We start from the raw sequence: 15,714 nt of genomic DNA, 5'->3' as shown, positions 1-15,714 counted from the left end.
TTATGGATGAAGAACCAAATTCTTGAATTCAACCAACCAAAACCAAAGAACAACAATTTAGAATAAACCTATTTTAATCCTTTCTTTTTCATTTGTTCAGCCACCTGATGAGCTAAAAAATCATTTTGCTTTTCCAGGTGGTTAACAATGGAATGGTAGTCCTCTTTATTCCTATTTTGAGAAAGTTTGGACTTGGCTTCAATTTTAGTTGGCTGAAATTCAAATCCAACAATTTCACGAATGTAGGCTTTGACCATTTTATCCGGAATTTTATCCATGGTTCTTGGATTCTCTTGATGCGATTCGTAAGTATTTGTTAAATCGGTTAAGGCATTTACCAATTCAACTTCATTCAAAATCCGAATAGTTCCGTACAAATGAACGGCTTCATAATTCCAGGTAGAAACATTGGTATTCTTGTACCAAGAAGAAGAAATGTAGGCATGAGAACCATTCAAGATTATTAGATGCTCGCCTTGGTTTAAGAATTTGGCATGCTGATTTTCTTCGGCAATATGCCCTATTAAAACAAAAGAATCATTGGTTTGTTTTAGAAGAAAGGGAATATGGGTAGCCTTAATTCCATCCGGTGATTGGGAAATAAGAATTCCAAAAGGATACTCCTTAATAAATGATAGGATATCCTCATCCTTCATGTGAAAATGCTTAGGAATGTACATACTTAACGAATTGGACCTTTCTATTCAATTAAACCAACCAAATAATACATCCAATCATCAAAAATAGTCAAACCGTTGGTATATCTGTAAATGTCCAAGATGTTTTGCCCTAGTATCACTAACCAGGTATTGAATCGGCATTTATCAGCTAAACCCAACCTGGTTTTTAGACTATTTTTAAAATACCTGGGCCCAATGATAGGTTTGAAAAGGTGCCCCCTTGCAGAGCACGGATAGATACTGTTGCAAGTTGGATTTGAAACAAAACTATTAGACTGCGCCGCGGGCAACGATAGAGGCAAGTAGCTCCAAGCCAACGCAGCGTTTAGCGGAGTGGGCTTGGACTACAGCCGAAAGCGTGACCCGAACGCCCGGGCACATAATTGGGGCTTATGCAAAAAATTTGTTGGGCGGAGGGAGCCCGCCTAATAGGTATTTAAATAGAAATTCTAGTTGTTAAGATTTAGGTTAAAAGCATACCTAATTTAAAATGAAAAAGCCCGATTATAAGGAATAACCGGGCCTGTGTTTGTATGGGCGAATTACTTCTTTTCGTCCCTAAGTGCTCTTCGTAAAATTTTACCGACATTGGTTTTAGGCAATTCTGTCCTGAACTCAATGTATTTAGGCAGTTTATAACCGGTCAAATTTTCTTTACAATAGGCATGAACTGAATCTTCGGTGAGATTTGGATCTTTTTTGACAACAAATATTTTTACCACTTCACCTGATTTTTCATCGGCTACACCCACTGCAGCAACTTCCAACACTCCGGGATGAGAGGCAACAACATCTTCAATCTCATTGGGGTAAACATTAAATCCGGAAACCAAAATCATATCCTTTTTACGATCCACAATTTTGAAGTAGCCTTCTTCGGTAAAAATAGCCACATCACCTGTTTTTAGCCAACCGTCTACGGTAATTACCTTGGCCGTTTCATCCGGTTTGTTATAATAACCTTGCATAATTTGAGGACCTTTAATCCAGATTTCGCCGGGTTCGCCAATTGGAACTTCGTTTCCATCGTCATCGGTAAGTTTAAACTCCGTACTTGGAATAGGTAAACCTATGGTACCAATCCTATCTTTTCCACCAACAATTGGATTGGCAGAGGCAGCAGGAGAGCTTTCAGTTAATCCATACCCTTCGGTAAGAACACAGCCGGTAACTTGTTTCCATTTCTCGGCTACCTGTTTTTGAATAGCCATTGCCCCTCCAACTGTCACCTTTAAGTGACTAAAATCCAATTTGTTAAAATCCGGATTATTAAGTAAAGCATTAAACAATGTATTTACTCCGGTAACAATGGTAAATTTATGTTTTCCCAATTCTTTTACAAATCCGGGTATATCTCTTGGATTGGTAATAAGTACATTTTTGCCTCCCATTGCCATAAAACCTAAGCAATTGACAGTAAGAGAAAAAATATGGTAAAGAGGAAGCGGAGTAATAATTATTTCGGTTCGTTCATTTACTGCCGTTTGCATCCAGGCCTTCATTTGCTCCATATTGGCCACTATATTAAAGTGGTTCAAAATAGCTCCTTTAGAAACACCGGTTGTACCTCCTGTGTATTGTAAAAAGGCAATGTCATCCGGAAGAATTTTAACCTTATTGTATTTTAGTCCATGGTTTGCCACTGCATCACCAAAAGGAATTGCACCGGGAAGATTAAAGCCCGGAACCATCTTTTTAACATATTTAATAACGAAGTTGACAATATGCTTTTTAGGAAATCCCATCAAATCTCCAATTTCGGTTAAAAAAACATGTTTAATGGAGGTGTTTTTAATAACCTGCTCCAAACTATTGGCAAAATTTGCCACAATTACAATAGCTTTAGCTCCCGAGTCATTGAATTGGTATTCCATTTCTCTAGGAGTATATAACGGATTGGTATTTACAATAATTAATCCGGCCTTCATAGCTCCATACAAAGCCACCGGATATTGCAATACGTTCGGCATTTGTATAGCAATTTTATCTCCAGGCTTTAAATCTGTTTTGTTCTGTAAATAGGCTGCAAAGTTACTGGCCAATCGCTCTAAATCCTGGTAAGTTAAAATAGCACCCATGTTTTCGAACGCGGGTAAATCACTATAATTTTTACAACTTTGTTCAAAAATTTCCAACACATTGTTGTAGGTGTTGGGACTAATTTCATGCGGAATGCCTTCCGGGTAATTCTTAAGCCACAGGTTCTTATCCATAGTAGTTATAGGTTTTAGGTTAACTTGACAGGGGATAAAAATAGGAGAAAAACCTTTAAATACGAAGGAAATGAAAAAAAACGATATGTATTTTCTTAACTATTCCTTAATCCAGGTTTTTGAACGAATTAACCCATTGGATTCCAATTCAAAAAGATAGGTACCACGGCTATATGTTTCCACATTAAATTTCTTGGTTGTTACGCCGGGTAAAATGTCTTCATACATTTCGGAGAGCAGAATTTTTCCATTTAAATCCCTAATTCTCAATTGAACATTGGAACAAGATGGGTTGTAGAAATCCAGAAACAGGTTTGACCCGGCCGGATTAGGATAGGGTTCATAAACTTGCAAGGTTTTAATTTTATCTGAAAAATCAAATTCTTGAGTTCCGGTAAAAAAATCTGAACTATCAATTACTATATTTTCATCACCGGGATAGTACGGAGTGTACTGGAAATAAACTAAGAACATTTCATCATTTGTTCCTTCGCCCAAACTAACTGTTTGAGGTGGATTAGCAGGATTAAATGGATTGGCGGTGGTATTATCATAAAAGGCCTCTCCCCACAGAGTGGAACTTGCCGGAATTTTAACCACTTTTTTAAAATTATAAAAACCTTGCCAATGAAAATCCCAATCATTTATCCGTATAAAAGGAATAGAATCTTGTGCCGGTGACACAGCATATGCAACTATCTTTCTACCAATCAAATGCATATGTGGTGCCACGCTTAAAACAGAAACATTTACAGCCGGTATGGTATAGGTTTCATGGAAAGTCTTGGTGGTATTTGGAGGAATAACTAATGGTCCATCGGTTAATCCAAAAACATGATTCAGAATGGGTGCAGTATTGACTTGCCTTATTCCGGTGGTTGAGGAGGCAAACTTTATGCGAATTTTAGTGCTATCTGCTTGGTTAAACACCGCACTGGGGTAATGAATTTGAATCACCACATCCGCATTCGCAAACAATTTTATTCCAAAATTGGTTGGCAGTTTCATGGCAGTGGAACCCGGAACCCAGCCGGCCAATAAAGTCGGATTCTGTGTTCCAATTCCTCCAAAATTGGTATAACCCGGCTCTAAATCAGCGGCATCGAAGGCAGCGGCTTGATGGGTTGTATCAGAAAAAACTAAAACGTGGTGAACAATATTCTTATTCCCCGGAATTACCTCTAAGGCGCTAATCATTTTATCCTGAGTTAAATTGGGAGGTAAAACAAAACACCGATACAAATCAGATACGGTATTAACAGTGTAAGTTGGCATAGTTAATTCCAAATCGTAATCCAACAACTCCGGACCATTGTTGTAAACCGGAGGTTGGGGTGCTATAGATAAATCTCCACTTGCAGCTCCGTTATCTACCCAGGATGAAATTGTTTGTATTTCCTGCTGGCTCAAAATTCGTTCATGAGCTAAACGATTATAGGTGGTATCCGGAGGCCAAGGTGGCATTTTTCCGGTTACAACTTTATCCTGAATGGAATACCGTAAATAAAAAGCATCCTCAAAAGTCAATAATGAATAATGTCCAACTCCTCCCGGATTATGACAACTCCCACATTTGCTAAATAAAATAGGAGCAACATCAGTAGCCCAAGTCTGTGCATTTATTTGATTAATCCATAATAAGGAAATAATCAATGAAGACCAAATAATCCTTTGCATTTATATAAATTTTTGAAAAGTAAAAATAGTCTTAATTTCCAATAAAAAAAATCAATCATTCACTTAAACTATTCAATCTGCTCTGCTATCTAATTAATTGATAATTAGTCCTGGTTTGGTTGTTTAACGATTTTTTTTAACCATTTATTAATAGGCTATGTTAAGATCTCAAAGAATTTCTATTTTTACTCGTCGAAAAATGATTGGAACTTCTCAACATACTGACCTAATCGCTCCTCCGGATGATGACTTTGATACCTTGCTGTTAATGTTACATCAGGAAATCGTTTCTGAAAGTGTTTCCGATATCTATTCCGGTCATTCCAGATGTGAGAAAGTTGCTCAAATTGAAGGTGTTACCTATTACAATGACTCCTTGAGTGCTTGCCTTACCGATGCTTTAGAAGCGCTGCAATTTATTCCCGAAAAGAAGGTTGTTTGGGTGATGAACGAATCGGACGATATTAATAAGTTGCATAAACTTAGTAAAATTATCCACGAAAAAGTAGTTGGAATCATCGTTGTTGGTGATCGAAATAGTCAAACCATGCTCAAATTAATGGATTATTCGACCATTATCTTAAGCGCCAACAGTACCACCGAAGCGGTTGAATTGTCTAAATTCTTCGGGAATACCAACAATGCCGTAATTTTTAGTCCGGCCTCCCCAATTTACCCTAAATTGGAAAAAAACCAGGACCAAGGTGCCTTGTTCAAAAAAGCTGTTAAAACCCTAGAGATTTTAAGGGATAAGGAACGTATGGCAGCCGCTTAGTTCTACCTTTTATTTATTCTTCGTTTTTATTATTTGGCGGGTCCCATTCGCCAATAGTTATTTCCCTTCCCTCGAATTGGGTGCAAGGCGAATGGTCGGGCTATCGCTGTTACTCCTCGGTAATCGCCGCTAAGGCGTCTCTTACCTGTGGGGTAACCGGCTCTATCCCTACCCGACCGTAGCCCAATCTTTTTCCGTATATTATTACATTTAGAAACAACTAGGCCCAAGCTTTAACAGCTTCCGGATGCATTTCAGAATATTTTTCAATGTTCCTATGCATCACATAAAACCAAATCGGCGGTACCAAAGCTAAAACAATCATTCCTGGATAACCGGTTGGCATTTGAGGACTATCTTCAAAATGTCTCAAAATTTGGTACTTACGACTAGCTTTGTAATGATGATCGCTGTGGCGGGATAATTCAAATAACAACAACCGGCCAATAAAATGGTTGGAGTTCCAACTGTGAACAGGCAATACCCTTTCGTAATTGTCTCCTTGACTTTTTTTACGGGTTAACCCATAGTGCTCAATGTAATTCACCGTTTCAAGCAATAGGAATCCGATAGTGGCTACAGCTAAAAAGCTAAGCATACCTTTCAAACCGAATACCAAATAAATTAAACCAATAAAGCCAAGTTGAATAAAGATATACCTAATCATTTCATTGGAAAATGACAATGTGGATTTACCTTCTTTCTTCATGCGTTTGGCTTCTAATGACCAGGCAGAGAGCCAAGAATTTATTATTGAGCGTATCCAAAAAAAATAAACTACTTCACCATACCTGGATGTTGCAGGATCGTTTGGAGTTGCCACATTTTTATGATGCCCCCGGTTATGCTCCACATAAAAATGCATGTACAAGGAAGTTAAAAGCAAAGCCTTGGACATAAACCTTTCGGAGGGTTTAATCCGATGCCCTAATTCATGGGCAACATTAATGCCTAAAATACCACAAGCAATTCCCATGGAAAAGGTTTTTCCTGCAAAATCCCAGGTGGAATTTTCAGTAAAGCAAACAATATATAAATAAAAAGCCAATAAACCATATTGAATGGGAACCAACAAATAAACCACCCAATCATAAAAAGGGTCGGCTAATGCAACTTCCTCTTCCATTTCTGACATATTTTGAGTGGAAGCGGGTAAAAACAATTCGGCAATAGGAATTATTACAAAAGCATAAATGGGTAATAACCAGGCTAATATTCCATGTCCGTAAAAGGAAATTATTCCAATAATCGGTCCTTGCATGACCATCCAATATTTTAACGATTTGGTTCTCATGGTATGATTAAAGTTAAAGGTTATAATTTCAAATTAAAATTTTGTCACTTGCAACGTATCACTTCTTATTTCATTGCTGACGTTTCCGGCACGATCTCGAAGTGAAATAGTAAAGGTAAACTTTTCATATGCAGCATTTCCCAACCTGAACATCGAATTTAATTTTACGGTTAAGGTTCCTTGTGCCGAATACACCTGATCGCTTGGCGTAACTGGTGGTATGTGGTAAAAATCAGACTTCTCTAACCTTGAATCTTTTATTTCCAAGGTTTTAATATTGGGGTCAGTTTCTCCAAGATCTCCTTCCAAATCTTTGTAATCAAATCGAATTTCAACAGTATCCTTCCACTCCAAAATGGAATGTGGGGTAATTATCAAATTCGAAATCTCCGGCGCCGTATTGGTTTCAGCTTTTTTCTTGCAAGATGAAAACCAAATCCATCCGAAAATGAACACTAAACACAAAAACTTATAACTCTTAATTACAGGCATTTACAACAATTAGTTTGAGAGTTTAAATGAACAATAATTAATCACATGATTTAGACTTCCGCTTTCAGGAATTTCGGTTGGAGCCGGTTGAGCCGGATCTTGAAAATAGGATCTAAAAAAAATAACGGTATCACCGGTAAAAACAGGCATGGCAAAATTCACTTTGTGAGTAAATTGAACTACATCTCCCGAAAATCCGGGTCCGGTAACAGAACCGGGTACATTTTGCAAACTTTGAATAGTTGAATTTTGAAAATTATACGGTTGTCCGGAAAATTTAATGGAAGGATTACCTAATAAAGATACGGCAGTGCTATCATCTCCAATGGCAATCCAAACATCAACTGTTCCTACACCTGCAGTAACCTCAACCGATGAAGTACCTTGTCGGGGATATGGAATTGTGCTTCCTACCGGTGTAACCATAATTCCCAACAATTGCGGTTCACGGTTACCGGGCTGAGGAATTTGTCCGTAAATATCCTTGGCACCATCTGCTATCCAATCCTTAATATTTTGAATATGGGTTGCTTTGTTTTGATTCCATTCAGCATCCGGATCTGTAATTAAGGGCATAATACCACTTAATCCATCAATATCGGTAGTGAGCCGATTAATCAATACGGATGCATCCGGTTGGAAAGGAACAACCCGAAAGGTATAAGTACCTTGGGGATTATTTTTAATTATTGGCCGATAAACTAAGGTATTGTAACTACTTTGAATGGTTCTGAAATCAGGTTCAAAGGTACCATCGTGGCAGCCGCTGTTTGCACAGGTAGGTTTAAAAATGTAGTATTGTAGCCCGGCAAAGGATTTAGGATCCGGGGGAGCAACCGAATCCGGGTTGCCACCTTGGTTGGTATCATCGTTTCGAAAAGGTTGAGGACTTTCCTTTTTACATGCAGAAAGTCCCAGCAGGAACATTCCTGCACCCAAAACCAACTGATATCCAAACTTCTTAATCATGGTTACATTCGTTCAAACCAGCTTAATGAATCTGACGCTAATAAACCGGAAGAAACAACTTCATTTTTAAAACCTAAAATTTCGGCAATGGTTGGAACCACATCTACCGTATTTCCCACCGGTTGAACATTGGAACCAACTGTCAAATTGCTTGGAATAGAAGGACCGGCCATCATACCAAATACGCGCAAAGAGTTTTGATCACTGTGATCAAAGGCATACCAGTCGTTTTCGTCTTTAATTGGATTATGATTTAAATTCCTTCCACATTCAGGTGCTAAAATTATTGCGGTATTTCCAGCCATTTCAGGAATTTGTGTTTGAATGTAATTCCATATATGAGCTACCGCATGGTCGGCGCGGTGCAATGCTTTCAGATACCCGGTAAAATCGCTGTGGCAACCATCTACAGCGCTCATATTAACGGCCAACAAATTGGGTTTAAACCATTTTGCTAATTCACAGGCATAACCAATGGTTTTTAAATCTCCATTATCATTCACCGGAGGAAAGGCTACGGTACCATCCAATGACTTTTGGTACATTTCTTTAAAAAACTCTTTTATACTTTGCTTTTCTTCCTCTGTATTGTGAATTCCCTCCAAGGTACCGGCAGCATTTTTGAAATTATTATCCAAAAAATACTTCATTTCATACATGGGACCTAACTCTTCCTCCGGATGATAGACTTTACTATGAGACATATAGGTTTCTCCTTCATTTCCAAAAACTATGGTTGGTGCCAAAAAATTTGCTCCATAAGCTGGGCCATAATCCGGATGGGTACTATAATTCAATAAAGGGGTTGAATTTCCGATTCCATTTCCAACGAACCAAACTTTGGAAGCTGCAAAACCACCGTGTCGGCGGGCATATTCAAAAATGGTTGGATGAATAGGCTTTTGCTTCAATCCTTGGGTATACAAGGTATTTCCTTGAACCAAGGCATTCAACCCATTGTAATGTCCGGTAGTTCCGGTTCGAAGTTCAGAAAATAAGGTTCCCTGACTTTGCAATGTTTGGTTTAAAATGGAAGGTATTGGGGTATCACCTGCAAGCAATCCATCTGTACCATAAACAATTTTAGCAGTAGGTGCAGATCCATTAAACAGATTGTACATGATATTACCGGGAATTGGCATTCCCTGACTATCTTCCAGATAACGTTGTAAAACACTTTCTTGTTGACGAACCCCTCCGGCAAACATGATCAAAATAACATGCTCAGCTAATGGAACACCCGAGGCTGCGAACAACCTACCACTAGGCAAAATATAAGGCAATGCAAAGGCACCTGCTGTTGCAGTAGCTGCCTTTTTTATAAATGATCGACGTTGCATAGCCTAATAAAATTGATATTCGTTACTAATTGCAAAGGATGAATAAACGATTTCTGGGGTAACAGTTGGGTGAGTATTGATGTAATTTCTAAACCATGTTTTTTCAGCCTCTGTTGGGAAGCGAACCAAAAAACGTTTGTATGTTTCTACTATAAACGAATCCGGATTTGCCCGCATTATTTCCGAAGTTGGCAATTGAACATCCGGACGATTCATAAAATTGGAAACCAATACTTCATGAATCAAATCTTTATCGCCATTGGCTTTTATGCAACGAACCACCCTAACCAATTCGTTGGCACCTAATGCCTCCTGAAACAAATTCGCATAGAGGATGGAAACATATTGTTCATCGGATTTTAACTTAACCTTTCCAGCATTGTCAGGATACAGATTTTCATTCTCTATCTGGTAAGTGTATTCCGTTTTTTTGCAGGAATGAAGTATTCCGCCAATCAACAGAAAAAGGAATAAAACACAAAGATGTTTGGTCATACGGCTTCAAATGTACTAATTTTCAACCAAATCAGCCTCTACCCTCAAATTGTCAATTATGAACATTTGCCTATCCGGAGTATTTCCACCCATATAGTATAAAAGCAATTGGCTAATATGGGCGTCTTTACCAATAATAACCGGATCTAGCCGAATATCCTTTCCAATAAAATGTTTGAACTCATCCGGGGATATTTCTCCAAGTCCTTTAAATCGGGTAATTTCCGGACGAGGACCCAAGGCTTCAATAGCAGAAATTCTTTCCTCTTCCGAGTAGCAATACCGGGTCTCTTTCTTGTTTCTAACCCTAAACAAGGGCGTTTGAAGAATATACAGGTGACCATTTTTTACCAAGTCAGGGAAAAATTGCAAAAAGAAGGTTATCATCAACAAACGAATATGCATACCATCGTTATCAGCATCGGTAGCAATTACAATATTGTTGTAGCGCAAATCATCGAGTGATTCTTCAATGTTCAGAGCGGCTTGCAATAGATTGAACTCTTCGTTTTCATAAACCACTTTTTTAGTCATTCCATAGCAATTCAAAGGTTTACCCTTTAAGCTAAATACGGCCTGTGTATTTACATCCCGGCTTTTGGTAATAGAACCACTTGCACTATCTCCCTCGGTAATAAACAAGGTAGTTTCAAGTCTTCGTTCGTCGGTGGAATTAAAATGCAATCGGCAATCGCGCAATTTTCGGTTGTGCAAACTGGCTTTTCTTGCTCGCTCTTTGGCCAATTTTTTTATACCTGCCATGTCTTTCCTTTCCCTTTCGCTTTGCAAAATTTTCCGAAGCAACGCATCGGCAGTTTCCGGATTTTTATGCAGGTAATTATCAAGTTCCTTGGCTAGAAAATCTCCAATAAATGACTTCAAGGAAGGACCATCCGGCGCAATAACGGCTGAACCCAATTTAGTCTTGGTCTGACTCTCAAAAACAGGCTCCATTACCTTCACGCTTACAGCAGCGATAATACTGGTGCGGATATCGGTAGTTTCAAAATCCTTTTTATAGAAATTCCGAATCACTTTGGCTATTTCTTCGCGGAATGCAGACTGGTGGGTACCGCCTTGAGTGGTAAATTGACCATTAACAAAGCTGTAATATTCTTCCCCATAGCTATTACCATGGGTAAGGGCCACTTCGATATCATTGCCTCGCAAGTGAATGATAGGATAAAGAATTTCTTCACTGATATTGTTTTGAAGCAGATCCTTCAGTCCATTTTCAGAATAAATTTTATCTCCATTTAGGTAAATGGTTAGGCCTGGGTTGAGGTAGCAATAGTTCCAGCACATTTTTTCAATGTACTGGTGAATAAAATGAAAATTATGAAAAATGGTATCATCCGGTTCGAAGGTCACTATGGTTCCTTTACGCAAGTTGCAATCCTCGATGGGTGCATCCAATACAATATTGCCTTGGTTAAATTCAGCTACTTTGGTTTTTTCATCGCGGATACTTTGAACCCTAAAATAGGTGCTTAGCGCATTGACAGCCTTGGTACCTACCCCATTCAAACCTACAGACTTTTTAAACGCCAAGCTATCGTATTTACCGCCAGTATTGATACGGCTAACACAATCAATAACTTTACCAAGCGGTATACCCCGACCATAGTCTCTTACCTTAACCCGTTTATCTTTCACTGTAATTTCAACGGTACGACCATTTCCCATTACAAATTCATCGATGGCATTATCGATTACCTCTTTAATGAGAATGTAAATACCATCGTCGGTGCTGGAGCCATCGCCCAATTTACCGATGTACATACCGGCCCGAAGGCGAATATGTTCTTTCCAATCGAGGGTTCGTATATTGTCTTCGTCGTATTTAACTACTTCTTCTTCTGCCATGGGGTAAAATTATACCGAAAATCCTTTTGCACCAAGAGAAAGGACCAGGAATTTATAAACAAAACGGAGGTGGAAAAGTAAGGATGAAATACCTGGAAGTGAGAACAGACTAATCAGCTCAAAATCCTAAATAGCAACTTACCCTTAACTTACCATACAAATAAATTTTGAGCCAAGGATACTTGTTGTTATTAGAGTTGTATGGATTAAACATTTATATCTCGGAAGTTGCCAATTACCCAAAACACAATTGCAGCTTAGTAATGAACATTCGTTCGGGTATTAGAACAATTTAAACCAGGTTGCGCATTAGAAATGCACAAACTCTTCCCGAAAGGCTACGGGAGGTGTAACCTCAATTAAATCAAGTAGTTCAGATTTTCAATCCTCCTAATGATTAAATTGGGTTTAATGGACCTATCGAATAACCCAGGAACTTAATCCAATTGCACAAAGGTAAGGTCGAAGCCCTCGGGCAACGATAGAGGCAAGTAGCCCACAGGACACCTACGGCGATAGCCTAGGTGGACGAGGACTACAGCCGATAGCGTGACCTTTTTGCCCGTGCAGGTCATTTTGAATATTGGAATCAGGTTGGAAGCAAAAAGGGGCCCGCCTACAAAAAATTAAACTGTCCTACCCTAGTCTGATGCGGGGATCCAGGATGGCATAAGAAATATCGACCAGGATGTTGATAAAAACGAAAACCACCGATACCAATAAAACAGCACCAATAACAACCGGTAAATCATAATTATTTAAGGCTTGTAACATGGTGAATCCCAATCCTTTCCAACCAAAAACCATTTCAACAAAAACAGCTCCGGCCATGAGCGATGCCAACCATCCTGAAATGGCAGTAATAACCGGATTTAACGAGTTGGTAATCACATGCTTAAACAAAACTATGGCTGGTGAAAGTCCTTTGGCTCGAGCAGTTCTAACATAATCCATTCCGAGGACGTCGAGCATAGCATTTCGGGTAAGTTGAACCACAATAGCTAAAGGCCTGATACCTAGCGTTATAGATGGCAGAATTAAATTTTTCAAAACCAGATGCTCTCCGGTAAACTCATCGATTTCGTACAAGCTACCGCTAATGGGAAGTCCGGTAAAATCGCCCAATAGAAAGGCAAAAACCCAAAGAATGAGCAAGGCAGCAACGAACGAAGGCATGGAAATACCGGTTACGCTAAGCATGAGAAGTGATCGATCGAGAAGGGAATCCTGCTTGAGGGCACAAACCACTCCCAAGATAATCCCTATAAAAATAGCCAAGAGGGTGGCGGAAATGGCAAGTACGGCAGTCCCGGGAAAGGTTTCGAGCAATATATCGGAAACATCCTTTTTGGACTGGTAAGAACGACGGAGGTATATCTTCTTGATGCACAGAAACTTATCGGACCCTATTCCAAGTAATCTTATAGGTCGTCCATATTTGGAAGTATCGGAAAAAGCATGGGATTCAGGGTTAGTCGATAAGGCCGCAATTGGGGAAAGATCGTTCAAAAACAGCAGGTATTGGCGGGATAATGGAAGATCGAATCCCAGTTCTTTTCGAATATTATTGGCAGTTTCAACATCGCTTCGTTGACCTAACATCAGTCGGGAAGGATCACCCGGAAGCAAGTTGAATAAAACAAAAACCAAGGTAGCAATCCCCCAAAGTATGGAGAGGGAATACAAGATTTGTCGGAGGATATACTTGGTCATTTCGGCAAAAATAGCAGACGAACATGGTGCAAAGACAAGGGCAAACCGGGAGTTTTAAACAGGAATGTTAATAGAGTCATTTTCCATAGTTAAGAAGGGATTACGGAACAAGCAGAGAAAATAAAGGAAGGTTCAGTTTCATGCTGACTAATATCAATTCGAATATGGAAATATCCGGCTTAGTTGTTTATTTCTGAGGCGATTAGTATAAATACCAACCATTTCAGATAAGGATAGGATAATCAAAATTTGGTTGAAAAAACAAATGAATCCGGGCCAGGCTTTAAATAAAAACAGCTCAGAACGAACTAAATAAAGGGCTGTAAACCTGAATTGCCTTTCTTTGTGATAAGTACCAAACCATGTTTACCGGATTAACCAATGATTTTCTGCTTCTTTTATCCGGGTTATTGCTAGTGCTCTCCATGGTTCAATTTCAACGAGGCAAGGAATTGGGAGGAATTGCCATTTTATTTCTAGCCTCCATCGCAATTGCTTCTTTTATGGCCGGATTAGATCCATTTTTAAACTTATGGGATGAGCAATTTCATGCCTTGGTTGCCAAGAACTTAATTAAACATCCATTAAAACCAACCTTGTATGAGCATCCTGTTTTAGGTTATGATTACCGAATTTGGTCGGGAAACCATGTTTGGTTACATAAACAGCCCATGTTTTTGTGGCAAATAGCCTTAAGTATTTATTGGTTTGGGGCAAACGAATGGTCGGTAAGATTACCCGACATTATTATGCATGGTTTGCTGACTTTAATGGTTTTTCGAATAGGAAAAATTGCAGTGAATAGTCGGGCGGGATTTTACGCAGCCATCCTTTTCACCTTTGCCTATTTTCCGTTGGAACTAGTGGTTGGAAAATTTGCAACCGACCACAATGACAGCTGCTTTCTATTTTATGTAGGTGCCAGTTTTTGGTCCTGGTTTGAATACATGGATTTTTGCCATCGACGTTGGATAGTTGCGATAGGAGTATTTTCAGGCATGGCTGTTTTAGTGAAGTGGCTGGTGGGCTGGTTGGTTTTTCCAATGTGGTTCATGGTTTTAGTTTGGAAAAACAGGGAGCATCCATTTCAACTTAGACCTTACTCCCCTCTCCTTCTTTCCTTTCTAATCTGTTGCTGCATTTTCCTTCCCTGGCAATGGTATATTATTCAGAATTATACCACAGAAGCCTGGTATGAATATGGTTTAAACACCCGACACTTTTTTGAAGCTGTAGAAAACCACGGTGGCGATGTTTGGTTTCATTGGAAAGCCTTAAAATACCTGTATGCAGCTGGAGATTTAGTTCCCTACCTCCTACTCTTTTCTTTGGTTTATTTATTGAAGCGGATAGGGCTCAATTACCGCCTTATGGTAGCAGGTTCCATCTTCCTTGTTTACGGTTTTTACACCCTGGCCACCACCAAAATGGTATCCTTTTGTTTAATTGTTTCACCCTTTGTTTTTTTGTCATTAGGAACATTGATTGAAGGCATAGAGAGTTGGCTAACTGGTTTAGTAAAGACGGGTTGGATGGTAAAGCTTTTTGTCGGAATAGTGCTGCTGGCGGGTAGTTATGGACTGTTAGACTTTCATAAAATAAAAAGCAACCACAGCATGGTTTGGGCAGATTTAAAGGACGAACGCTTTCCGAAATTAGCTCAGCGACAATTCATTAACCTGGTTGAAACCCAATTACCCAAACAAACCCATGTGGTATTTAATGCCGATGTAACCATTTTTGGACAAATTCCGCTGATGTTTTACACCCAACACATTGGATACGACTTCATTCCCGATTCCATGCAGGTTATTAAGGCCAAGCGGCTCCAGTTTCCATTGGCCATTCGGGATGATGGAAATTTACCGGAATTTATCTTGCAGGACCCGGAAATAAAGAAAATTCAATTTCCTTAAAAAGAAGGGTTGATTCGGCCAGGAGAATCGTGTTTAGATACCATTAACCAGAGACTGCTAAAAAGGTCATCCTTACTAAATTATTATTGATTTAAATACCTTGTATGCGGGCCCCCTCCGCCTACCCTACTATTTGCAAAACCCAAAAACCTGCTAAGGCGTTCGGGTCACGCTTTCGGATTTCTATGTTCAATTTACATTGTACTGAAAATTTTTTTCGTACTTTTTTTCATTTCTTACACATGCAAATATCCTAAGGACAATTTTGTTTCTTATTGCATTAA

12 protein-coding genes are annotated in these 15,714 nt (G+C 39.1%); 2 read left to right on the top strand and 10 right to left on the bottom strand.

Features of this window, described 5'->3' with window-relative positions; genetic code table 11:
• Positions 1-68: 68 nt before the first annotated feature.
• The 3 genes from K1X82_03320 to K1X82_03310 form a co-directional block, all read right to left on the bottom strand.
• Complete coding sequence (locus K1X82_03320) at positions 69-680, bottom strand: FMN-binding negative transcriptional regulator (GenBank protein ID MBX7181120.1); 612 nt, start codon at positions 678-680, stop codon at positions 69-71.
• Positions 681-1,222: 542 nt separating this feature from the next.
• Entirely contained in the window at positions 1,223-2,893 is a 1,671-nt protein-coding gene (locus K1X82_03315) for an AMP-binding protein (GenBank protein MBX7181119.1), read from the bottom strand.
• A gap of 99 nt (positions 2,894-2,992) precedes the next feature.
• Positions 2,993-4,570, bottom strand: a complete 1,578-nt coding sequence (locus tag K1X82_03310) for a T9SS type A sorting domain-containing protein (GenBank protein ID MBX7181118.1) — start codon at positions 4,568-4,570, stop codon at positions 2,993-2,995.
• A gap of 157 nt (positions 4,571-4,727) precedes the next feature.
• On the opposite strand from K1X82_03310, the gene K1X82_03305 reads away from it, so the two are divergent.
• Complete coding sequence (locus K1X82_03305) at positions 4,728-5,345, top strand: hypothetical protein (protein ID MBX7181117.1); 618 nt, start codon at positions 4,728-4,730, stop codon at positions 5,343-5,345.
• Positions 5,346-5,565: 220 nt separating this feature from the next.
• Here the strand turns inward: K1X82_03305 and K1X82_03300 are convergent, their stop codons facing one another.
• The 7 genes from K1X82_03300 to K1X82_03270 form a co-directional block, all read right to left on the bottom strand.
• Complete coding sequence (locus tag K1X82_03300; protein ID MBX7181116.1) at positions 5,566-6,639, bottom strand: alkane 1-monooxygenase; 1,074 nt, start codon at positions 6,637-6,639, stop codon at positions 5,566-5,568.
• A gap of 33 nt (positions 6,640-6,672) precedes the next feature.
• Positions 6,673-7,131, bottom strand: a complete 459-nt coding sequence (locus tag K1X82_03295) for a hypothetical protein (GenBank protein MBX7181115.1) — start codon at positions 7,129-7,131, stop codon at positions 6,673-6,675.
• Positions 7,132-7,140: 9 nt separating this feature from the next.
• Positions 7,141-8,100: a hypothetical protein gene (locus K1X82_03290; protein MBX7181114.1), complete on the bottom strand. Its 960-nt coding sequence runs from the start codon at positions 8,098-8,100 to the stop codon at positions 7,141-7,143.
• A 2-nt stretch (positions 8,101-8,102) separates the two neighbouring features.
• On the bottom strand, positions 8,103-9,440 hold the full coding sequence (locus K1X82_03285; GenBank protein ID MBX7181113.1) for a hypothetical protein: 1,338 nt from the start codon (positions 9,438-9,440) through the stop codon (positions 8,103-8,105).
• Positions 9,441-9,443: 3 nt separating this feature from the next.
• A complete protein-coding gene (locus K1X82_03280) occupies positions 9,444-9,935 on the bottom strand; it encodes a hypothetical protein (protein MBX7181112.1) in 492 nt (163 codons plus the stop codon).
• Between the two features lie 15 nt (positions 9,936-9,950).
• Positions 9,951-11,801 (bottom strand): type IIA DNA topoisomerase subunit B, encoded by a 1,851-nt coding sequence (locus K1X82_03275; GenBank protein MBX7181111.1) that lies wholly within the window; start codon positions 11,799-11,801, stop codon positions 9,951-9,953.
• A gap of 636 nt (positions 11,802-12,437) precedes the next feature.
• Positions 12,438-13,514, bottom strand: a complete 1,077-nt coding sequence (locus K1X82_03270; GenBank protein MBX7181110.1) for an ABC transporter permease — start codon at positions 13,512-13,514, stop codon at positions 12,438-12,440.
• Between the two features lie 362 nt (positions 13,515-13,876).
• Here K1X82_03270 and K1X82_03265 point away from each other — a divergent pair, with 362 nt between their 5' ends.
• Positions 13,877-15,430, top strand: coding sequence for a glycosyltransferase family 39 protein (locus tag K1X82_03265; GenBank protein MBX7181109.1), 1,554 nt, complete (start codon positions 13,877-13,879; stop codon positions 15,428-15,430).
• Positions 15,431-15,714: the final 284 nt, after the last annotated feature.

Source organism: Bacteroidia bacterium, from assembly GCA_019695265.1.
GTDB lineage: Bacteria > Bacteroidota > Bacteroidia > JAIBAJ01 > JAIBAJ01 > JAIBAJ01.
The sequence above is the reverse complement of the archived record's forward strand: the minus strand, read 5'-3'. Positions and strand labels throughout refer to the sequence as shown.

Excerpts from the sequence above, each read along its gene's own strand:
- K1X82_03320 (MBX7181120.1), bottom strand. The coding sequence starts at position 680 with ATGTACATTCCTAAGCATTTTCACATGAAGGATGAGGATATCCTATCA.
- K1X82_03315 (MBX7181119.1), bottom strand. The coding sequence starts at position 2,893 with ATGGATAAGAACCTGTGGCTTAAGAATTACCCGGAAGGCATTCCGCAT.
- K1X82_03310 (MBX7181118.1), bottom strand. The coding sequence starts at position 4,570 with ATGCAAAGGATTATTTGGTCTTCATTGATTATTTCCTTATTATGGATT.
- K1X82_03305 (MBX7181117.1), top strand. The coding sequence starts at position 4,728 with ATGTTAAGATCTCAAAGAATTTCTATTTTTACTCGTCGAAAAATGATT.
- K1X82_03300 (MBX7181116.1), bottom strand. The coding sequence starts at position 6,639 with ATGAGAACCAAATCGTTAAAATATTGGATGGTCATGCAAGGACCGATT.
- K1X82_03295 (MBX7181115.1), bottom strand. The coding sequence starts at position 7,131 with ATGCCTGTAATTAAGAGTTATAAGTTTTTGTGTTTAGTGTTCATTTTC.
- K1X82_03290 (MBX7181114.1), bottom strand. The coding sequence starts at position 8,100 with ATGATTAAGAAGTTTGGATATCAGTTGGTTTTGGGTGCAGGAATGTTC.
- K1X82_03285 (MBX7181113.1), bottom strand. The coding sequence starts at position 9,440 with ATGCAACGTCGATCATTTATAAAAAAGGCAGCTACTGCAACAGCAGGT.
- K1X82_03280 (MBX7181112.1), bottom strand. The coding sequence starts at position 9,935 with ATGACCAAACATCTTTGTGTTTTATTCCTTTTTCTGTTGATTGGCGGA.
- K1X82_03275 (MBX7181111.1), bottom strand. The coding sequence starts at position 11,801 with ATGGCAGAAGAAGAAGTAGTTAAATACGACGAAGACAATATACGAACC.
- K1X82_03270 (MBX7181110.1), bottom strand. The coding sequence starts at position 13,514 with ATGACCAAGTATATCCTCCGACAAATCTTGTATTCCCTCTCCATACTT.
- K1X82_03265 (MBX7181109.1), top strand. The coding sequence starts at position 13,877 with ATGTTTACCGGATTAACCAATGATTTTCTGCTTCTTTTATCCGGGTTA.